At 70.3% G+C, this 18,398-nt stretch carries 18 protein-coding genes, 1 tRNA gene and 1 riboswitch; of the genes, 5 read left to right on the top strand and 14 right to left on the bottom strand.

All coding sequences use genetic code 11. From position 1 onward, the window contains the following. Positions 1–23: 23 nt before the first annotated feature. A tRNA-Leu gene (locus VFQ84_RS08460) sits at positions 24–108 on the bottom strand. 119 nt (positions 109–227) lie between these two features. Between VFQ84_RS08460 and rnr the strand changes: the two genes are divergently transcribed. The 3 genes from rnr to VFQ84_RS08445 are packed head-to-tail and all read left to right on the top strand — an operon-like array spanning position 228 to position 3,726. Beyond that, a complete protein-coding gene (rnr, locus tag VFQ84_RS08455; protein WP_414637019.1) occupies positions 228–2,684 on the top strand; it encodes a ribonuclease R in 2,457 nt (818 codons plus the stop codon). Beyond that, the gene (rlmB, locus tag VFQ84_RS08450) at positions 2,684–3,436 is read left to right on the top strand and encodes a 23S rRNA (guanosine(2251)-2'-O)-methyltransferase RlmB (RefSeq protein WP_325131185.1); all 753 of its coding nucleotides are present in this window, start codon (positions 2,684–2,686) and stop codon (positions 3,434–3,436) included. The genes rnr and rlmB overlap by 1 nt, the downstream gene beginning before the upstream one ends. Then, entirely contained in the window at positions 3,433–3,726 is a 294-nt protein-coding gene (locus tag VFQ84_RS08445) for a CBU_0592 family membrane protein (RefSeq protein ID WP_325131183.1), read from the top strand. Before rlmB ends, VFQ84_RS08445 begins: the two co-directional genes overlap by 4 nt. A gap of 216 nt (positions 3,727–3,942) precedes the next feature. On the opposite strand, the gene cysK is transcribed toward VFQ84_RS08445, so the two are convergent. The 11 genes from cysK to VFQ84_RS08390 all read right to left on the bottom strand — a co-directional run bounded on the left by cysK (position 3,943) and on the right by VFQ84_RS08390 (position 11,518). Next, complete coding sequence (gene cysK / locus VFQ84_RS08440; RefSeq protein WP_325131180.1) at positions 3,943–4,896, bottom strand: cysteine synthase A; 954 nt, start codon at positions 4,894–4,896, stop codon at positions 3,943–3,945. Positions 4,897–4,922: 26 nt separating this feature from the next. Next, entirely contained in the window at positions 4,923–5,567 is a 645-nt protein-coding gene (gene rnt, locus VFQ84_RS08435) for a ribonuclease T (RefSeq protein WP_325131178.1), read from the bottom strand. 21 nt (positions 5,568–5,588) lie between these two features. After that, positions 5,589–5,714 (bottom strand): hypothetical protein, encoded by a 126-nt coding sequence (locus VFQ84_RS08430; RefSeq protein WP_325131176.1) that lies wholly within the window; start codon positions 5,712–5,714, stop codon positions 5,589–5,591. Between the two features lie 6 nt (positions 5,715–5,720). Next, positions 5,721–6,242, bottom strand: coding sequence for a DoxX family protein (locus VFQ84_RS08425; RefSeq protein WP_325131174.1), 522 nt, complete (start codon positions 6,240–6,242; stop codon positions 5,721–5,723). 13 nt (positions 6,243–6,255) lie between these two features. Then, positions 6,256–7,014, bottom strand: coding sequence for a DNA-binding domain-containing protein (locus VFQ84_RS08420; protein ID WP_325131171.1), 759 nt, complete (start codon positions 7,012–7,014; stop codon positions 6,256–6,258). After that, positions 7,001–7,858, bottom strand: coding sequence for a DUF692 domain-containing protein (locus VFQ84_RS08415; protein ID WP_325131169.1), 858 nt, complete (start codon positions 7,856–7,858; stop codon positions 7,001–7,003). Before VFQ84_RS08415 ends, VFQ84_RS08420 begins: the two co-directional genes overlap by 14 nt. A gap of 7 nt (positions 7,859–7,865) precedes the next feature. Continuing rightward, positions 7,866–8,261, bottom strand: coding sequence for a hypothetical protein (locus VFQ84_RS08410; protein ID WP_325131166.1), 396 nt, complete (start codon positions 8,259–8,261; stop codon positions 7,866–7,868). A gap of 45 nt (positions 8,262–8,306) precedes the next feature. Next, on the bottom strand, positions 8,307–8,822 hold the full coding sequence (locus tag VFQ84_RS08405) for an RNA polymerase sigma factor (RefSeq protein WP_325131164.1): 516 nt from the start codon (positions 8,820–8,822) through the stop codon (positions 8,307–8,309). A gap of 119 nt (positions 8,823–8,941) precedes the next feature. Next, the gene (gene arsJ, locus VFQ84_RS08400) at positions 8,942–10,162 is read right to left on the bottom strand and encodes an organoarsenical effux MFS transporter ArsJ (RefSeq protein WP_325131162.1); all 1,221 of its coding nucleotides are present in this window, start codon (positions 10,160–10,162) and stop codon (positions 8,942–8,944) included. Beyond that, positions 10,159–11,160: an ArsJ-associated glyceraldehyde-3-phosphate dehydrogenase gene (locus VFQ84_RS08395; RefSeq protein ID WP_325131160.1), complete on the bottom strand. Its 1,002-nt coding sequence runs from the start codon at positions 11,158–11,160 to the stop codon at positions 10,159–10,161. The genes arsJ and VFQ84_RS08395 overlap by 4 nt, the downstream gene beginning before the upstream one ends. Before the next feature lie 28 nt (positions 11,161–11,188). Further along, positions 11,189–11,518: a helix-turn-helix transcriptional regulator gene (locus tag VFQ84_RS08390; RefSeq protein ID WP_325131159.1), complete on the bottom strand. Its 330-nt coding sequence runs from the start codon at positions 11,516–11,518 to the stop codon at positions 11,189–11,191. Between the two features lie 316 nt (positions 11,519–11,834). Between VFQ84_RS08390 and VFQ84_RS08385 the strand changes: the two genes are divergently transcribed. Both VFQ84_RS08385 and chrA read left to right on the top strand, forming a co-directional pair. Next, positions 11,835–12,725 carry a cation diffusion facilitator family transporter gene (locus VFQ84_RS08385; protein ID WP_325131157.1) on the top strand — a complete coding sequence of 297 codons (891 nt, stop codon included), beginning with the start codon at positions 11,835–11,837 and terminating at the stop codon, positions 12,723–12,725. A gap of 50 nt (positions 12,726–12,775) precedes the next feature. After that, on the top strand, positions 12,776–13,951 hold the full coding sequence (gene chrA / locus VFQ84_RS08380) for a chromate efflux transporter (RefSeq protein WP_325131156.1): 1,176 nt from the start codon (positions 12,776–12,778) through the stop codon (positions 13,949–13,951). 33 nt (positions 13,952–13,984) lie between these two features. On the opposite strand, the gene VFQ84_RS08375 is transcribed toward chrA, so the two are convergent. Both VFQ84_RS08375 and gcvP read right to left on the bottom strand, forming a co-directional pair. Continuing rightward, positions 13,985–14,779: an alpha/beta hydrolase gene (locus tag VFQ84_RS08375; protein ID WP_325131154.1), complete on the bottom strand. Its 795-nt coding sequence runs from the start codon at positions 14,777–14,779 to the stop codon at positions 13,985–13,987. Between the two features lie 17 nt (positions 14,780–14,796). Then, positions 14,797–17,682, bottom strand: a complete 2,886-nt coding sequence (gene gcvP / locus VFQ84_RS08370) for an aminomethyl-transferring glycine dehydrogenase (RefSeq protein ID WP_325131152.1) — start codon at positions 17,680–17,682, stop codon at positions 14,797–14,799. 44 nt (positions 17,683–17,726) lie between these two features. Continuing rightward, positions 17,727–17,824: riboswitch (glycine riboswitch) on the bottom strand. Positions 17,825–18,398 lie beyond the last annotated feature (574 nt).

Genomic DNA, 18,398 nt, shown 5'->3' with positions numbered 1-18,398 from the left:
CGCCGAAGCGGGCCTTTCTGATTTGGTGCCCAGGAGAGGACTCGAACCTCCACGGTTTTACCCGCTAGTACCTGAAACTAGTGCGTCTACCAATTCCGCCACCTGGGCAGGTGCTTCCCGGCGAAGCCGCGAGGAAGCCGCATAAGTTAATCGCGAGCACCGGCGTTGTCAATTGTTCCTTGCATCCGCGCGGTCCGGTACAGGTGGCCCGGTGTACCATGGCCGCCATGACACCCCCTGCCAAGAAGCGCGGCACCGGCGGCAAACTGCCGCCGTGGATGCCTGAAAGCGCAAGCACGTCCGCCCCGGGAAAGAAGCCGGCCGCGAAATCCACCGCCGGCAAGCCCGGCAAATCCGGCAAGCCGGCGGGCGCCAAGCCGCCGCGGGCCGGCAAGCCCGGCCCGGCGCCCGCGGGCCGCGGGCCCAAGCCGGCCAAGGCCGGCCGGCCGGGGGGGCGCAATCCCGGCGCCCACGCCGCCCACGCCGCGCATGATCCCTTCGCCGCCCGCGAGGCGCAGAAGTACGAACAGCCGATCACCAGCCGCGAGGCCATCGCCGACTTCCTCAGCGACAGCGACGGTCCGCTCACCGCCGAGGACCTGGCCCGCGCCCTGGGCCTGACCGCCCCGGACCGCTTCGAGGCGCTGTCGCGCCGGCTCAACGCCATGGTCCGCGACGGCCAGCTGCTGATGAACCGCCGCGGCGGCTATGCGGCCGCGCGCAAGCTCGACCTGATCGCCGGCACCGTGATCGCCAATCCCGACGGCTTCGGCTTCATGAAGGCCGACGACGGCGGCGAGGACCTGTTCCTGCCGCCGGCCGAGATGCGCAAGGCGCTGCACGGCGACCGCGTGCTGGCCAGCGTCACCAATGTCGACCGACGCGGCCGCCGCGAAGGCGCGATCGTCGAGGTGCTCGAGCATCGCCTGACGCGCCTCACCGGCCGCTATTCCGAGCGTTCGCGCATCGGCATGGTGGTGCCCGACGACCGCCGCGTGCTGACCGAGGTGCTGATCCCGCCGGAAGACCGCAACGAGGCCCGCGAGGGCCAGCTGGTGGTGGTGGAAGTGACCGCGCCGCCGGAAAAGGGCCGGCCGCCGATCGGCCGCATCCTGCTGGTGCTGGGCGACAAGCTGACGCCGTCGCTGGTGGTCGAGGCCGCCATCCACGGCCACGACCTGCCGCACGTGTTCCCGCGCGAAGCGCTGGCCGAGGCCGCCCAGGTGCCGGTGGAAGTGCCGGCCGCCGAGACCCGCGACCGCGTCGACCTGCGCAAGGTGCCGCTGGTCACCATCGACGGCGAGGACGCCAAGGACTTCGACGACGCGGTCTGGTGCGAACCCAACAAGCAGGGCTTCCGCCTGATCGTCGCCATCGCCGACGTCTCGCACTACGTGCGCCCGGGCACCGCCCTGGACGACGAGGCGATCAAGCGCGCCACCTCGGTCTACTTCCCCGGCTTCGTGGTGCCGATGCTGCCCGAGACGCTCTCGAACGGCATCTGCTCGCTGATGCCCAAGGTCGAGCGCATGTGCTTCGCCTGCGACATGCAGGTGGATTTCGAAGGCAACGTCACCTCGTCGAAGTTCTACGAGGCGGTGATGAAGTCGCACGCGCGCCTGACCTACACCCAGGTCTGGAAGGCGGTGGGCGAGGCCGACACCGAGGCGGGCGCCGAAGCCATCGCCCAGATCGGTTCGCTGATGCCGCAGGTCCAGCGCCTGCACCAGCTGTACAAGGTGCTGGCCAAGGCCCGCAGCCGCCGCGGCGCGATCGAGTTCGAGTCGGGCGAAGTGCGCTTCGTGCTCGACAACAGCGGCGAGGTGATCCAGGCCGGCATGCTCGAGCGCAACGACGCCCACAAGCTGATCGAGGAGTGCATGATCGCGGCCAATGTCGAAGCCGCGAAGTACGTCACCTCGAAGCAGATCCCGGCGCCGTTCCGCGTCCATCCGCGACCGCCGGAAGGCAAGTACGCCGACCTGCTGGAGTACCTGTCCGAGTTCGGCCTGAGCCTGCCGCCGTGGTCGAAGGTTCAGCCCAAGGACTTCACCCAGCTGCTGCGCAAGATCCGCGAGCGTCCCGACGCGCCGCTGCTCGAGACCGTGCTGCTGCGCTCGCAGAGCCTGGCCGTGTACCAGACCGAGAACCTGGGCCACTTCGGCCTGGCGCTGGAGGCCTACGGCCACTTCACCTCGCCGATCCGCCGCTACCCGGACCTGCTGCTGCACCGCTCGATCAAGCACGCGCTGCTCAAGGGCGACCCGGACGGCTACCGCTACTCGGCCAGCGAGATGTCGTCGCTGGCGCTGCACTGCTCGACCATGGAGCGGCGCGCCGACGAAGTGGAGCGCGAGGTCGACGAGCGCTACCGCGGCGCCTGGATGGAGAAGCACGTCGGCGACGAGTTCGACGGCGTGGTCAGCGGCGTCACCAACTTCGGCCTGTTCGTCGAGCTGGCCGGCTCCAAGGTCAACGGCCTGGTGCACGTGACCCAGCTGCCGCACGACTTCTACCACTTCGACCCGCTGCGCCGTTCGCTGGCCGGCGAGCGCCAGGGCCTGAAGTTCCGCCTCGGCGATCCGGTGCGGGTGCTGGTGCTCAAGGCCAGCGTCGAGGACAAGCGCATTGATTTCAAGCTGGTGGTGCCGGACGGCCCGCCGAAGAAGCGGAAGAGGGGCTGATGAGCAAGAAGGACAACTGGATCGCCGGCATCAATGCCGTCGCCTCGGCGCTCGAGCATGACCTCGAGCACGTGCGCGAAGTGCTGATCGAGGCGGGCGGCAAGAACGCACGGCTGACCGAGATCGAGGAGACCGCGCGCCGTCGCGATGTCTCGGTGCGGCGCATCCCGCTGCAGTCGCTCGAAGGCATCGTCGGCAACCTGCGCCACCAGGGCGTGATCGCCCGCTACGAGGCCGCCAAGCCGACCGACGAGAAAGAGCTGCCGGCACTGGTGGAAGCCGCCGCCGGCAAGGCGCTGGTGCTGGTGCTCGACGGCGTGCAGGACCCGCACAACCTCGGCGCCTGCCTGCGCAGCGCGGCTGCCGCCGGCGTCAACGCGGTGGTGATTCCGAAGGACAAGGCGGCGCCGATCAACGCCACCGTGCGCAAGACCTCGGCGGGCGCCGCCGACCGCATCCCGGTCGTCAGCGTCACCAACCTGGCGCGCACCCTGCGTGCGCTGCAGGAGCTGGGCGTGTGGATCTACGGCCTCGACGGCGCCGCCACCCAGGCCATCCACGCCATCGACTTCACCGGCAACGTCGCCATCGTGATGGGCGGCGAAGGCGAGGGCATGCGCCGCCTGACGCGCGAGCATTGCGACGGGCTGGTGAAGATCCCGATGCCCGGCGAAATGGAAAGCCTCAACGTCTCGGTCGCCACCGGCGTGGCGCTGTTCGAAGTGGTGCGCCAGCGGGGAGCGAAGGCATGAGCCTGCAGTGGTTCGACTTCGTGGGCCTGGCGGGCGTGGGCTTCGTGCTCGGCTCGTTCTTCCTGCTCCAGGCCGGCAGGCTGGCCAGCGATGCGCTGGGCTACCAGCTGGCGAACCTGTTCGGCGCGATCTTCATCCTGGTGTCGATCTTCGGGCCGTCGCCGGATTTCCGCGACGTGATCTCGACCACCATCATGCAGCTGGCCTGGATCGCCATCAGCTGCTACGGCCTCTGGCGCGGCATCAAGGCCCGCGCCGCCCGCTTCCGCAAGCCGCGGGATGGGGCGTAGTTGAGGAACTTGGCGCTGTAGGTTGGGTCGCGTGGCTTAACGCGGATCAGAGCGGAAACGTCGGATAAGGGCGGATCGAGCAAGACGAAGGGTGGTGTTTCGCGAGGTGTTTCAACTCGCGAAACACCACCCTTTTTTCTTTACCGCTCTTATCCGATGTTTCCGCTCTGATCCGCGTTCGGACAGCGGGCCCCACCTACAGCGCCAGCCGCCCCGCTACAGCGCCGCGGCCCAGTCGTCGTCGGAGCCCTCGTTGATGCCTTCGAAGAGGAAGGTGCTGAGGTAGCGTTCGCCGGTATCGGCGATCATGGCCAGCACCACGCTGCCCTGCTCGAGGGTCTTGGCCAGCTCCAGCGCCGCGGCGAAGCTGCCGCCGCCGGAGATGCCGCAGAAGATGCCCTCCTGCGTGGCCAGCTCGCGCGCAGTGTCGCGGGCCATCACGTCGGTCACGGGCACGATCAGGTCGTAGATGTCGCGGTTGAGCACGGTCGGGATGAAGTCCGGGGACCAGCCCTGGATCTTGTGCGGGGCCCAGGGCTTGCCCGACAGCAAGGCGGCGCCGTCGGGCTCGGTGACCGCGATCTTGAGGTCGGGGCGGGCCAGCTTCAGCATTTCGCCGGCGCCGGTGATGGTGCCGCCGGTGCCGTAGCCCGCCACGAACCAATCCAGCCGCTTCGCCGCGAAGTCGCGCAGGATCTCCGGCCCGGTGGTGCTGCGGTGGTAGGCCGGGTTGGCCTCGTTCTCGAACTGCCGCGACAGGAAGGCGCCGTGCCTGGCCGCGAATTCCTCCGCGCGCTTCACCATGCCGCTGCCGCGCTCGGCCGCCGGCGTCAGGATGACCTTGGCGCCCAGCGCCCGCATCAGCTTGCGGCGCTCGACCGAGAAGGTTTCGGTCATGAAGGCGACGAAGGGATAGCCGCGCGCCGCGCAGACCATGGCCAGCGCCACGCCGGTGTTGCCCGAGGTGGCCTCGACCACCATCTGGCCCGGCTGGAGTTCGCCGCGCTGTTCGGCGTCGAGGATGATGGCCAGCGCCAGCCGGTCCTTCACCGACGACATCGGATTGAAGAACTCGAGCTTGGCGTACATCGTGACGCCGGGCGGGGCGAGGCGGTTGATGCGGACGATGGGCGTGTCGCCCACGGTGCCGAGGATGCTGTCGTGGATCATGGCGTGACTCCCGGTGGGGGCGGCGATCAATCCTCTTGCGCGGCTTCCAGGTCCTTCTCGGCGAACTGGCGCCAGCGGTTGAGCACGGCGCAGAACAGCTGCGCGGTGCGCTCGGTGTCGTACACGGCCGAATGCGCCTGCTCGCCGTCCCAGGGCAGGCCGGCCGCCTGCACCGCGCGGCTGAGCACCGTCTGCCCATAGGCCATGCCGGCCAAGGTTACGGTGTCGAACGTGCTGAAGGGATGAAACGGGTTGCGCTTGTGGCCCACGCGCGCGACCGCGGCATTGAGGAAGCCGAGGTCGAAATGGGCGTTGTGGCCGACCAGGATCGCGCGCTGGCAGCCGTGGCGTTTGGCCGCGGCGCGCACCGGCGCGAAGATGTGGTCGAGCGCGGCGCGCTCTTCCAGTGCGCCGCGCAGCGGCGAGTCCAGGCGGATGCCGGTGATTTCCAGCGACTTGGGGTCGATCTCCGAGCCTTCGTAGGGTTCGACGTGGCTGCTGACCGTTTCACCCGGCACGTACCAGCCTTCGGCGTCGAGCTCGATCGGCACCGCGGCGATTTCCAGCAGCGCGTGGCGCGTGCAGTCGAAGCCGCCGGTCTCGACGTCCACCACCACGGGAAGGAAGCCGCGGAAGCGCTCGGCCATGCGCGGCAGGGAGTTGGATTCCATGCCGCGCAGGATAGCAGAGGGTCAGGCCAGCAACAGGCGATCCACGGCCACCAGCACGACGCCCGCCACCAGCAGCGCGATGCCCAACGACGGCACCAGCAGCGCCAGCGGCAGGCCCAGCACCCCGGCCGCCAGGCCCCAGGCCATCACGTCCTACACCGGGGCGCGCGGAGCGGTGCCGGCACGGGCCGCCAGCACGGCGTCGAGGCTGAACTTGCCGCCGCCCTGGAACACCAGCGGCAGCAGCATCAGCGCGAACAGCAGCGGCAGCTTGAAGTTGCCAAAGCCCTTGTCGCTGATCGCGTAGCCGCGCCAAAGCTCGGACACGCTGGCGTAGTCGGCCGGCCAGTGCACCGACACGGTCGCCACCGCCGTCAGCACCAGCAGTGCGAACGCGAAGAAGCGCGTGCCCAGCCCCAGCGCCAGCGCGACGGCGCCGATCAGTTCGGCCCAGGTCGCCAGGGTCCAGCTCAGGTCCACCGGCGCGAGGTTGAAGGGCACCGGGAACTTGTCCTGGATGCCGGTGAACCAATTCTCGCCGCGGAACTTCTGCATCCCGGCCTCCCAGAACTCCCAGGCCAGGATCAGGCGCAGGCCGAGGGGGGCGAGCCAGTGGCCGGTGCCGTCCAGCCGTTCGGTCAGGGCGACCCAGCGGTCGCCGAGGGAATGTCGCATCGTGGAGTCTCCGTCAGGAAGCGTGGATGCCGGGGACGATGCCCGCGGCCTGGAACTGTTCGAGCATGGCCCGGCCCTGGGCCAGGAACGCGTCGGTGTCGCCGGCGCCGGCTTCGGCCGCCAGGGCCAGCAGCTGTTGGCGGCCGGTCAGCGCCGGTTCGTCGGCCAGGCGCTGCAGCAGGCGGAAGCTGAGCGCCGTGAGTTCATTGAACCTGACCCGATGGTTGGCGCCGCGCTGCACCAGCAGGAAGGTCGGCTGCGCCGGCGCCTGGCGGGGCTGGTGCGCCGGCGAGATCCGGTGCACCGGCCACGCATAGGCGAGCGCCCAGGCCAGCGGCGACAGCAGTGGGCGTCCGGCCAGCAGGTCGCCGTCCGGGTCGTGCGGCGGCAATTCGGCGTCGCTGAGGTCCAGCGCCAGCTCCACCCATTCGTAGTGCGCCAGCTCCAGCAGCCACGGCGGGTCGCCCGCACGCACGCCGCGGGCCTGCAGGTACTGCAGGAACTCGCGCGGCAGCTCGGGGAACAGCGGCGTCGCGCAGCGGTGCTCGCGATAGAAGTCGCGCACCAGCGCGCGCCAGCGATCGCCGTCGAGCACCTGGCGGATCACCGGGAAATTGCCCGCCAGCAGCCCTTCGAGGCTGTTGAAGAACAGGTCGCGGTAAACCTGCAGGCGGCGATCCTCGAGCCCCGGCGGCGGGGCGGCGTGCGCCGGGTCGCGGATGTGCGCGGCCAGCGCGAACTGCTGCCGCCGCAGCGCCTCAGGCGCGGGCATGGCTGACCTCGGCGGGCGCATGGCGGCGCAGCGTGTCGCGCACGGTCGCCACTTCCGCCACCAGCTCGGCGTAGGGCGGGAAATTGAAGTCGCGCTCGAGCAGCGCCGGTCGCGGCCCGAAGCTGGCGCAGGCGGTGTCGAGCAGGTCCCACACGCCCGGTTTCACCGGCGCGCCGTGGGTGTCCACCTTCAGGTCGTCGGCTTCGTCGTAGTGGCCGGCGACGTGGTAGTAGGCGATGCGCGCGCCCGGCAGGCGGCGCAGGAAATCGTGGGCGTCGTAGCGGTGGTTCACCGCGTTGACGAAGATGTTGTTCACGTCCAGCAGCAGGTCGCAGTCGGCCTCGGCCAGCACGGCGTTGATGAAGTCGATCTCGGGCATCGCCTGGTAGGGCGCGGCGTAGTAGGAGATGTTCTCGACGGCGATGCGCCGGCCCAGCGCGTCCTGCACGTGGCGGATCCGGCCGGCGACGTGGTGCACGGCCTCTTCGGTGAACGGAATCGGCATCAGGTCGTAGAGCTGGCCGTCGTCGCTGCAGTAAGACAGGTGCTCGCTGTAGATCGGCACCCGGTGTTCGTCGAGGAAGCGGCGCAGCTTCAGCAGGTAGGTCTCGTCGAAGGGTTCGACCGCGCCGAGCGACAGCGACAGGCCGTGGCAGACCAGCGGATGCCGGGCGCTGAGCTCGCGCAGGCCTTCGCCGAAGCGACCGCCCACGCCGATCCAGTTGTCCGGCGCGCATTCGAGGAAATCGAAGTCTCCCGGCGCTGCGGCCTGCAGCGGACCCATGAGGGCCCGCCGCAGGCCGAGGCCGGCGGCCACCGGAGAGAGGGGAGGGATGGCCGTCATCGCGATCTCAGGCCTGGCCGCCGCACTTGCCTTCGCCTTCGGCCTTGTCGGCGCCGCACTTGCCTTCACCGCACTTGCCCTCGCCCTCGGCCTTGTCGGCGCCGCACTTGCCCTCACCGCACTTGCCTTCGCCCTCGGCCTTGGCCGCGCCGCAGTTGCCCTCGTGCTCGCCCTTCTCGGCGCCGCAATGGCCTTCGCCGCACTTGCCTTCGCCTTCGGCCTTGCTTTCGCCGCACTTGCCTTCGCCGCACTTGCCCTCGGTGTGGTCGCCGTGGTCGCTGGCGGCCAGCGCATAGCCCTGGCCCAGCGGGCTCATGGCGAACGCCGAATTGGCGAGGGCCATGCTGCCCAGCACCAGGGCGCCGGCGACCATCACGATGGACTTGGTGGATTTGTTCGACATGATCTATCTCTCTCTATGGATTGCGGGCGGGCCCGCGGGGTGGGTTCAGTCTTTCAGGTATTCGCGGGCGAGTGAACGCGCGCGGTGCAGGCGGGCCTTGGTGGCCTCGCGGGTCAGGTCCAGCCGCTGCGACAGCTCCTCGATCGTCAGGCCTTCGAGGTCACGCAGCAGCACGATTTCGCGGTAGTGGGCCGGCAGCGACTCCATCGCGGCGGCCAGGTCGCGGGCCAGGCCGCGGTGCTCGAGGGTGCAGACCGCGGCGATGTCCTCGGTGATCGGCTCCTGCATGAGCCGGCGCAGGCCGCGCTTCATGCGGTTGCATTCGCGCTTGACGATCCGGAACAGCCAGGAGGTGAAGCTTTCGAGCTGGCGCAGGTCCATCAGCCGGCGCGAGGCGGTGAACAGCGACTCCTGCACGGCGTCCTCGACGTCGTTCACCACGCAGTGGTGTTCGGCGTAGCGGCGCAGGTCCTGGCGGGACCGCCCCAGCACGCGCTCCAGCGCCGGCCGGTCGCCGGCGCGGGCTGCCTCGAGGTCGGTGGACCAAGCCAGGTCCTGCATCATCGCCATTCCTCCGTCGTGGTGAGCATGGCCCGGAATGGCCTTGCTGTCATACCCCCTGAAGAGCCCCGGGGCGGGCCGGGCGATGCGCGGCCGGAAGCGTCCCGTTTAACCCGCGTTTAGGTTGCAGGGGTCGCCGGGCGCGGCAGCGCCAGCACTACCGCGGCCGACAGCGCCAGGAAGCCGGCCGCGAACGCCAGGCAGGCGGCCAGCCCGAAGGCCTGGTAAACCGCGCCCGACAGCACCGTGCCCAGTAGCCGGCCGCCGGCGTTGGCCATGTAGTAGAAGCCGACGTCCAGCGAGACACCGTCCTCGCGGGCATGGGCCACGATCAGATAGCTGTGCAGGGCCGAATTGACCGCGAACACCGCCCCGAAGGCCAGCAGCCCGGCCACCAGCACCGGTTGCGCCGGCCAGCCCGCGGCCAGTGCCGCCGCCAGGCCCGCGGTCAGCAGCGCCAGCGCCAGCGCCCAGGCGAAGGCGGTGCCGCCGCCCGGGGGATGCCCGCCGCGCTGGCCGGTGAACGCAGGCGCCAGCGCCTGCACCGCGCCGTAGCCGATGATCCAGGTGGCGAGGAAGCCGCCGATCGCCGCGTTCGACCAGCCCAGCGTCGTGGCCAGGTAGACCGGCAGCGCCACCACGAACCAGACGTCGCGGGCGGCGAACAGCAGCAGCCGCGCCGCCGACAGCCGGTTGATGGCCGCGCTCTTGGACAGCATCTCCGTGAACCTGGGCTTGGCCTTGGCCCTGCCCAGGTCCTTCTGCAGCAGGGCCAGGCTGAGCAGCCAGACCGCGCCCAGCGCCACCGCCATTGCCAGCACCGCGCCGCCGAAGCCGAGCGCCGCCAGCAGCACGCCGCCCAGGAAGAATCCGACGCCCTTGAGCGCGTTCTTCGACCCCGTCAGCACCGCCACCCACCGATACAGGCGCGCCTGCTCGGCACCCGGCACCAGCAGCTTGATGCCTCCCTTGGCGCTCATCTTGTTGAGGTCCTTGGCGATGCCGCTCAGCGCCTGCGCGGCCATCACCCAGGGCACGGTCAGCATTGCCGCGGGGACCGCCAGCATCCCCAGCGCGCCGATCTGCAGGACCAGGCCGAGGTTCATCGTGCGGTTCAGCCCCAGGCGCGCGCCCAGCCAGCCGCCGACCAGGTTCGTGATCACGCCGAACACTTCGTAGAACAGGAACAGCATCGCCACCTGCAGCGGCGAGTAGCCCAGCTGGTGGAAATGCAGCACCACCAGCATGCGCAGCGCGCCGTCGGTGAGGGTGAAGGCCCAGTAGTTCCCGGTGATGACCAGGTACTGGCGCGCCATCGTCCGGGCGGCGGCCTCGCTCACGCGCGGCCCACCTTCAGCGCCAGCTCGGCGGTGCGGTGGGCGTAGCCCCATTCGTTGTCGTACCAGGCGAACACCTTCACCTGGGTGCCGTTCACCACCATCGTGAAGTCGGCATCGACGATGGCCGAGCGGGGATCCGTGCGGTAATCGATCGACACCAGCGGGCGCGTCTCGAAGCCGAGGATGCCCTTGAGCGGGCCTTCGGCGGCGGCCGCGAACAGCGCGTTCACCTCCTCGCGCGTGGTCGCACGCTCGACCTCGAACACCGCGTCGGTGAGCGAGGCGTTGGCCAGCGGCACCCGGACCGCGTGGCCGTTCAACCGGCCCTTCAGTGCCGGGAAGATCTCGGTGATCGCGGTGGCCGAGCCGGTGGTGGTCGGGATCAGGCTCATGCCGCAGGCGCGGGCGCGGCGCAGGTCCTTGTGCGGCTGGTCGAGGATGGACTGCGTGTTGGTGAGGTCGTGCACGGTGGTGATGCTGCCGTGGCGGATGCCGAGGGCCTCGTGGATCACCTTGACCACCGGTGCCAGGCAGTTGGTGGTGCACGAGGCCGCGGTGACGATGCGGTGCTTCGCCGGATCGAACAGGTGGTCGTTGACGCCCATCACCACGTTCAGCACGCCCGCTTCCTTCACTGGTGCGGTGACGACCACGCGCTTCACGCCCTGGTCCAGGTAGGCCTGCAGCACGGCGGTGGTCTTCATCTTGCCGCTGGCTTCGATCACCACGTCGCAGCCGGACCAGTCGGTGTCGGCGATGGCCTTGTTCCGGGTGACGGCGATGCGCTGGCCGTCGATCACGATCGCATCGTCCTCGTGCCCGGCGCTGTGCTGCCAGCGCCCGTGCACCGAGTCGAAGTTGAGCAGGTGGGCGAGGGTGGCGGCATCGCCGCCCGGATCGTTGATGCGCACGAACTGAACGCCAGGCCAGGCCCAGGCCGCGCGCAGGGCCAGGCGTCCGATGCGGCCGAAGCCGTTGATGCCGATCTTCAGGGTCATGTCGGGGGTCTCGAAGGGGGAGGCGAGGTCAGCAACCGCCGGACCGGCTGGCGACGGGCTCACAGAGGGAAGCGTTGCCGCCGCAGCAGTTGTCGGTGAGGTAGCCCAGCAGGCCGCGCACGGCGTCGAGGTCGGCGCGGTAGCGGATGTGTCGCCCCTGCGGTTCGGGCTGGATCAGGGCGCCCTGCTGCAGGGCCTTGAGGTGGAAGGACAGCGTGGTGCCCGGCAGGCCCAGGTGCTCGGCGATTTCCCCTGCAAAGGCCCCGTCCGGGCTGCGCTCGACCAGCCAGCGGAAGACGGCGAGGCGGTGGGGCTGGGCCAGGGCGGACAGGGCGGCGAGGGCGGTGTTCGTATCCATGGTTCCAGAATAGTCGAACAATGTGACGGATTCCTTTCCGTCGCCGGCGCCGGGTGCCCGGCACCAGGCCCCGGTCCTTGCGGCGCGGCTGCCGGCCAGGTCGGTGCCCGGCTTTGGTAAATTCCTTGCCATGGCCACCGCCCGCATCGCATCCATCGGCGTCTTCGGGCGCGACCGCTCGTCCTGGGTGTTCCCGTGCATGGGGCCGTGAACGCGGCCGGGGCGGCCGGTGCCGGCCCGGGCGACATGGCCGGCCTGATCCTGCCGGAGGCGGCGCCCTGTCAGCCGGCGGCTGCCGGAACGGGGGCGTAGCCCCGTGGCACACGACCACGCGCCGACCCTGCCCGCCACCGGGCGTGCCTTCGCGATCGGCATCGGCCTCAACCTTGGCTTCGTCGCGATCGAGGCCTGGTACGGCTGGCGCGCCGGCTCGCTGGCCCTGCTGGCCGATGCCGCCCACAACCTGGGCGACGTCGGCGGGCTGGTGCTGGCCTGGGGCGGGCTGGCCGCGGCCCGCCTGCCGCCGGACGAGCGCCACACCTACGGCTGGCGGCGCGGTTCCATCCTGGCCAGCTTCGCCAATGCCTTGCTCCTGCTGGTGGCCATGGGCTCGCTGGCCTGGGAGGCCATCGGTCGCATCGGGACGCCGTCGCCGCTGGACGGCCTGACGGTGATGGTCGTGGCCGCGGTGGGTGTCGTCATCAACTTCGCCACCGCCTGGCTGTTCGTGAGCGGACGCGAGGACCTCAATATCCGCGGCGCCTTCCTGCACATGGTCGCGGACGGACTGGTCTCGGTCGCCGTGGTGGTCACCGGCGCATTGGCGCTGTGGTTCGGCTGGGACTGGCTTGATCCCGTGGCCAGCCTGGGCGTGGCGGCCGTGGTCGTGGTCGGGACCTGGTCCCTGTTCCGGCAATCCCTGCACCTGCTGTTCGACGGCGTGCCGGAGGGCTTGGTGCTTACCGAGATCCGCGCATCGCTGCAGGGCGTGCCGGGCGTGCTGCAGGTCCATCACCTGCATGTATGGGCCCTGGCCACGTCGGAGAGCGCGCTGACCGCGCACCTCGTGCTGGCCGACGGCAGCGACCCCGACCAGGTCCTTTCGCAGGCGAACCACGTCCTGCGGCATGACCATGCGATTCGGCACGTGACCCTGCAGCTCGAGTCGGTGCGCTATGCCAAGGCCTGCGCTGAATCCGCGCACTGAGTCGTCGGGGCGCAACGCGCGGGCCGCAGGGCGCGGCTAGACTTCGCGTCATGTCGCTCACGATCTTCACCACTTTCCTGCGCCTCGGCCTCACGTCCTTCGGCGGCCCGATCGCGCACCTCGGCTACTTCCGCGAAGCATTCGTGGTGCGCCGGCGCTGGCTCACCGAGGCCGAGTTCGCCCAGCTGCTGGCGATCTGCCAGGCGCTGCCGGGGCCGGCCAGCAGCCAGCTCGGGTTCGCGGTGGGGCTGCTCAAGGGCGGGTGGCGCGGGGGCCTGTTGGCGTTCCTGGGGTTCACGCTGCCGTCGGCGCTGCTGATGTTCGGCTTGGCGCTGCTGGCGCCTCGATTGGATGGCGGGCTGGTGGCGGCCGGGCTGCACGGCCTGAAGCTGGTGGCGGTGGTGGTGGTGGCGCATGGCCTGGTCGGCATGGCGCGCAGCCTGGTGCCCGATGCGCCGCGCGCGCTGCTGGCCGCGCTGGCGCTGGCGGTGATGCTGGCCGGCGGGCCGGCGTGGCGGCAGCTGGCGGTGATCGCGGGCGGTGGCCTGCTGGGCCTGTGGCTGTGCCGCGGCGTGCCGGCGCTGCCGACGGCGGGCCTGGACGTTCGCCACGGCCGCGGCGCGGCCTGGGCGCTGCTGGGTCTGTTCCTGTCGGGACTGCTGGGCGCCCTGCTGCTGGCCAGCGGGACGGCGTCGCTCGCCTCCCTCGCGGCGGCGTTCTACGAGGCCGGTGCGCTGGTGTTCGGCGGCGGCCACGTCGTGCTGCCGCTGCTCGAGCAGTCGATGGTCGGCAGCGGCTGGCTCGGCGACGATGCCTTCCTGGCGGGCTACGGCGCGGCGCAGGCCATGCCGGGGCCGATGTTCGCGCTGTCGGCCTACCTCGGGGCGCTGGTGCCGACCGGCGCCTCGCCCGCGCTGGGTGCGACGATCGCACTGCTGGCGATGTTCCTGCCGGGGCTGGTGCTGGTGGCGGCCATGCTGCCGCTGTGGCGGTCGCTGGCGGGACGGCGCTGGGCGCCGCCGGCCATCGCCGGCATCAATGCGGCGGTGGTGGGCCTGCTGGCGGCGGCGCTATTGGGAACGGTGCTGCCCGCCGGCGTGCGCGGTCCGGCCGATGCGGTGATCGCCCTCGCGGGGCTGGCACTGATGCTGTGGGCGCGGGTGAACGTGCTGTGGGTCGTGGGCGCCGTGGTCGCGGCCAGCGTCGGCGTGGCGCAGCTGACGTAAGCGTGCGCCGGCGGGCATCGCACCCGCGGCGGATCAGTCCCGGAGGAAGCGGGTGATGGCGTCGGCCGCGTCGTCGTCGTTGAACACCGAGTCGTGGCTGGCTTCGGGCAGGACCAGCACCTGCGGTGCCTTCGGCAGGCCGTCGATCAAACGGTCGGTGTTCGCGGGCGGCACCACCCGGTCGCGGCCGGCGCGCACCACCAGCAGCGGCCCCGCATAGCCGGCCAGGTGTCGGTCCGATTCGTAGCGGTCCTTGAGCAGCCAGTGCGCCGGCAGCCACGGGTAATGGCCCTGGGCCACCGCGACCAGGCTGTCGAAGGGCGTCACCAGCACCAGCCGGTCCACCGGCCGCTGTCCGGCCACGTAGCTGGCCACGCCGCTGCCCAGGCTGCGGCCGACCACGGCGATGCGGCCCTCGCCGTGCGCGGCCTTCGCGTGGTCGAACAGCGCCAGTGCATCGTCGAACAGCAGGGCCTCTTCCGGCGCGCCGTCGCTGGCGCCGTAGCCGCGGTACGCCAGCAGGTACACGGTGCGGTCCGGGAACCAGGCCCGCAGCCGCGTCCGCATGCCCTCGACGGCCTCGGCATTGCCGCCGAAATAGAGCAGGGCATCCTCGCGGCCGGGATTGAGTACCCAGCCGCGCAGCACCGCGTCGCCGCGGTCGAGCTGGAAGTCGGTGTGGATGGCGTCCAGCCGCGTGCCCTGCGGGAAGTACATCAGCGCCCGCTGCTGCGAGTACATCAGGGCGCAGGCGCCGGCATAGGCCAGCAGCGCCAGCGCAAGCGCCGCCCAGAGCAACTTCAAGGCCGGATGGGCGGCGCGCGCCATGGTCGTCACCGGGGCCCTCAGGCCTCGGCTTCGTCCTTGTAGGCATCCACCGGGATGCAGGCGCACATGATGTTCTTGTCGCCGTAGACGTTGTCCACGCGCGCCACCGGCGGCCAGTACTTCACCTGCTTGAGCGAGGGCAGCGGGAACGCGGCCAGTTCGCGCGGGTAGGCGTGGGTCCACTCGCTGGCCGAGACCGCGGTGGCGGTATGCGGCGCGTTCTTGAGCGGGTTGTCCTCGCGGTCGAGCTTGCCTTCCTCGACGGCGCGGATCTCGTCGCGGATCTGGATCATGGCGTCGATGAAGCGGTCGAGCTCGTGCTGCGATTCGCTTTCCGTCGGCTCCACCATCAGCGTGCCCGAGACCGGGAAGCTGAGCGTGGGCGCGTGGAAGCCGAAGTCGATCAGGCGCTTGGCCACGTCCTCGGCGCCGATGCCGGTGGCATCCTTGAGCGGGCGCAGGTCGAGGATGCACTCGTGCGCCACCAGGCCGTTGCGGCCGGTGTAGAGCGTCTTGTAGTGCGGCGCCAGGCGGGTGGCGATGTAGTTGGCGTTGAGCAGCGCCACCTGGGTCGCGCGGCGCAGGCCTTCGGCGCCCATCATCACCACGTACATCCAGCTGATCGGCAGGATCGAGGCCGAGCCGAAGGTAGCGCCCGAGACCATGCCGACGTCGCCGGCGCCCAGGCCCTGCGAGCGCAGCGCGTGGGCGTCGAGGGCGCGCGGCAGGAACGGCGCCAGGTGCGACTTCACCGCACAGGGGCCGACGCCGGGGCCGCCGCCGCCGTGCGGAATGCAGAAGGTCTTGTGCAGGTTCAGGTGCGAGACGTCCGAGCCCCACTTGCCGGGCTTGGCGACGCCGACGAGCGCGTTCATGTTGGCGCCGTCGGTGTACACCTGGCCGCCGTGCTGGTGGATGATCTCGCAGATCTCGACGATGTCTTCCTCGAACACGCCGTGCGTGGACGGGTAGGTGACCATCAGCGCGGCAAGCCGGTCGGAATACTTCTCGGCGGCGCGGCGCAGGTCGGCCACGTCGACGTTGCCGTTGGCGTCGGTCTTGGTGACCACCACGGTCATGCCGCACATCTGGGCGCTGGCCGGGTTGGTGCCGTGGGCCGAGTCGGGGATCAGGCAGATGTCGCGATGCGCCTCGCCGCGGCTGCGGTGGTAGCCGCGGATCGCCAGCAGGCCGGCGTACTCGCCCTGCGCGCCGGAGTTCGGCTGCAGGCTGACGGCGTCGTAGCCGGTGCACTCGACCAGCATGGCCTCGAGCTCGGTGATCAGCTGGCGGTAGCCTTCGGCCTGTCCGGCCGGGGCCAGCGGGTGCAGGTTGCCGAACTCGGGCCAGGTCACCGGGATCATTTCGGCGGTGGCGTTGAGCTTCATGGTGCAGCTGCCCAGCGGGATCATGGTGCGGTCCATGGCCAGGTCCTTGTCGGACAGCTGGCGCATGTAGCGCAGCAGCTCGTGCTCGCTGTGGTGGGTGTTGAACACCGGGTGCTGCATGAACTTGCTGGTGCGGCCCAGCGCGGCAGGCAGCGCATCGGGCGTCGCGGCATCGAGCGCGTCGACGTCGGCCTGGACGTCGAACAGCGCGGCCAGCGCCACCACGTCCTCGCGGGTGCTGGTTTCATCGAGGCTGATGCCGACGCTGCCGGCGTCAATGCGGCGCAGGTTGATGCGCGCGGCCTCGGCCTTGGCGTGGATCGCGGCGGCGTCGACGCCGACCACGTGCAGGGTGTCGAAGAAATCCGGGCCGACGGTGATGCCGGCGCCGCGCAGCGCCGCCGCCAGCAGGCTGGCCAGGCGGTGGGTGCGGCGGGCGATGCGGGTGATGCCCTCGGGACCGTGGTAGACGGCGTACATCGAGGCCATCACCGCCAGCAGCACCTGGGCGGTGCAGATGTTGGACGTGGCCTTCTCGCGGCGGATGTGCTGCTCGCGGGTCTGCAGCGTCAGGCGGTAGGCCGGCTTGCCCTCGGCGTCGATCGACACGCCGATCAGGCGGCCCGGCATCGAGCGCTTGAAGGCGTCCTTGCAGGCCATGAAGGCCGCGTGCGGGCCGCCGAAGCCGAACGGCACGCCGAAGCGCTGGGTGTTGCCGACGACGATGTCGGCGCCCCACTCGCCCGGCGCCTTGACCAGGGCCAGGGCCAGCAGGTCGGTGGCGACCGCCACCAGGCCGCCGCGCGCGTGCACGGCGTCGGCCAGGGCCTGGTAGTCGTTGAGCTGGCCGAAGGTGTTCGGGTACTGCAGCAGCACGCCGAACACGTCGTGGTTGCCGGCGTCGGCGTCATCGCCGACCTTCAGCTCGATGCCCAGCGGCTCGGCGCGGGTGCGCAGCACTTCCAGGGTCTGCGGATGCACGCCGCTGGAAACGAAGAACAGGTTGGACTTGGACTTGCACGAACGCTTGGCCAGGGTCATGGCTTCGGCGGCGGCGGTCGACTCGTCGAGCAGGGACGCGTTGGCGATCTCCATGCCGGTGAGGTCGGCGCACAGGGTCTGGAAGTTGATCAGCGCTTCCATGCGGCCCTGGGAAATCTCGGCCTGGTAGGGGGTGTAGGCGGTGTACCAGGCCGGGTTCTCGAGGATGTTGCGCAGGATCACGTTCGGCGTGTGGGTGCCGTAGTAGCCCTGGCCGATGAAGCTGCGGAAGACCTGGTTCTTGCCGGCGATGGCGCGGATCTTGGCGATCGCCTCGACCTCGGTGACCGGGGCGGGCAGGGCCAGCGGGCCGGGCGACTTGATGCTGGCCGGGACGATGGCGTCGGTGAGGGCGTCCAGGCTGGGCTGGCCCACCACGCGCAGCATGTGGGCGATCTCGGCGTCGTTCGGGCCGATGTGGCGTTCGAGGAAGGCGTCGTGGTGCTCGAGGGAACGCAGGGATTCGCGGGTCATGGCAGGTCCGGACCGATAGGGGAGGGCCGCGCACGGATGCACGGGGGCGCCCCTCTGTCCTTTTGCCTGAGAGTTTTGGGCGCTTCCTGCGTCCCATGCCCCTTCGGCGCCGGTTGGTTCCGGTCTCTCCAGAGTTGCTCGCGCGGTACGGTTCCGGGTCCTGAGCGATTACGGGCGTTACGCCTTCGGCGGTGGCTTTCGCCACCCTCTCCCGCACCACGCATCGAGCCCGCGCATTCTACCGCACCTTCCTCAGGGCCGGGTGAACCCTGGTTGCGCTCCGTGCTGGCCTAAGTGGCTGTCTTGTCTTGGGAAATCCCTGGGCCGGGCTCGGCTGTCGCGAAGGTCCGCCGTACGCGCGGGTCCTTTCCCGGGCACGCCGTGAACCCATCCATGGGGGCTCATCGAAAACGTCCCTGTTTTCGATGTCCCGGGAAAGGACCCTCGCGCACGTCGGCCCGCGGGCCATCCGGGCCGGCGGATCGGGCTCGAAAGGCTCGCAAGCCCGGCGGTTCGCCTCGCAGGGGTGACGCAGACGGCAGGCGCACCAAGTGGCGGCCGCTGGGCGTGCAATCAGGGCTCACCGGCTTTTCTCTTGACCATTCATCCCGGCCCGGCGGGTCCGGCGCCCGTCGCATGAGGGGTCTCTTTTCCGGACCATCGAAAACATGGACGTTTTCGATGAGCCTCCATGGATGGATTCACGGCGTGTCCGG

Origin of the sequence: Arenimonas sp., assembly GCF_035721105.1 — a bacterium.
Taxonomy (GTDB): domain Bacteria; phylum Pseudomonadota; class Gammaproteobacteria; order Xanthomonadales; family Xanthomonadaceae; genus Arenimonas.
The sequence above is the reverse complement of the archived record's forward strand: the minus strand, read 5'-3'. Positions and strand labels throughout refer to the sequence as shown.

Coding starts and splice junctions, on each gene's coding strand:
- VFQ84_RS08390 (WP_325131159.1), bottom strand. CDS start 11,518: ATGGATACGAACACCGCCCTCGCCGCCCTGTCCGCCCTGGCCCAGCCC.
- VFQ84_RS08405 (WP_325131164.1), bottom strand. CDS start 8,822: ATGCAGGACCTGGCTTGGTCCACCGACCTCGAGGCAGCCCGCGCCGGC.
- VFQ84_RS08395 (WP_325131160.1), bottom strand. CDS start 11,160: ATGACCCTGAAGATCGGCATCAACGGCTTCGGCCGCATCGGACGCCTG.
- VFQ84_RS08425 (WP_325131174.1), bottom strand. CDS start 6,242: ATGCGACATTCCCTCGGCGACCGCTGGGTCGCCCTGACCGAACGGCTG.
- VFQ84_RS08420 (WP_325131171.1), bottom strand. CDS start 7,014: ATGCCCGCGCCTGAGGCGCTGCGGCGGCAGCAGTTCGCGCTGGCCGCG.
- gcvP (WP_325131152.1), bottom strand. CDS start 17,682: ATGACCCGCGAATCCCTGCGTTCCCTCGAGCACCACGACGCCTTCCTC.
- VFQ84_RS08410 (WP_325131166.1), bottom strand. CDS start 8,261: ATGTCGAACAAATCCACCAAGTCCATCGTGATGGTCGCCGGCGCCCTG.
- rnt (WP_325131178.1), bottom strand. CDS start 5,567: ATGGAATCCAACTCCCTGCCGCGCATGGCCGAGCGCTTCCGCGGCTTC.
- rlmB (WP_325131185.1), top strand. CDS start 2,684: ATGAGCAAGAAGGACAACTGGATCGCCGGCATCAATGCCGTCGCCTCG.
- VFQ84_RS08375 (WP_325131154.1), bottom strand. CDS start 14,779: ATGGCGCGCGCCGCCCATCCGGCCTTGAAGTTGCTCTGGGCGGCGCTT.
- chrA (WP_325131156.1), top strand. CDS start 12,776: ATGTCGCTCACGATCTTCACCACTTTCCTGCGCCTCGGCCTCACGTCC.
- VFQ84_RS08430 (WP_325131176.1), bottom strand. CDS start 5,714: ATGGCCTGGGGCCTGGCGGCCGGGGTGCTGGGCCTGCCGCTGGCGCTG.
- VFQ84_RS08445 (WP_325131183.1), top strand. CDS start 3,433: ATGAGCCTGCAGTGGTTCGACTTCGTGGGCCTGGCGGGCGTGGGCTTC.
- cysK (WP_325131180.1), bottom strand. CDS start 4,896: ATGATCCACGACAGCATCCTCGGCACCGTGGGCGACACGCCCATCGTC.
- rnr (WP_414637019.1), top strand. CDS start 228: ATGACACCCCCTGCCAAGAAGCGCGGCACCGGCGGCAAACTGCCGCCG.
- VFQ84_RS08415 (WP_325131169.1), bottom strand. CDS start 7,858: ATGACGGCCATCCCTCCCCTCTCTCCGGTGGCCGCCGGCCTCGGCCTG.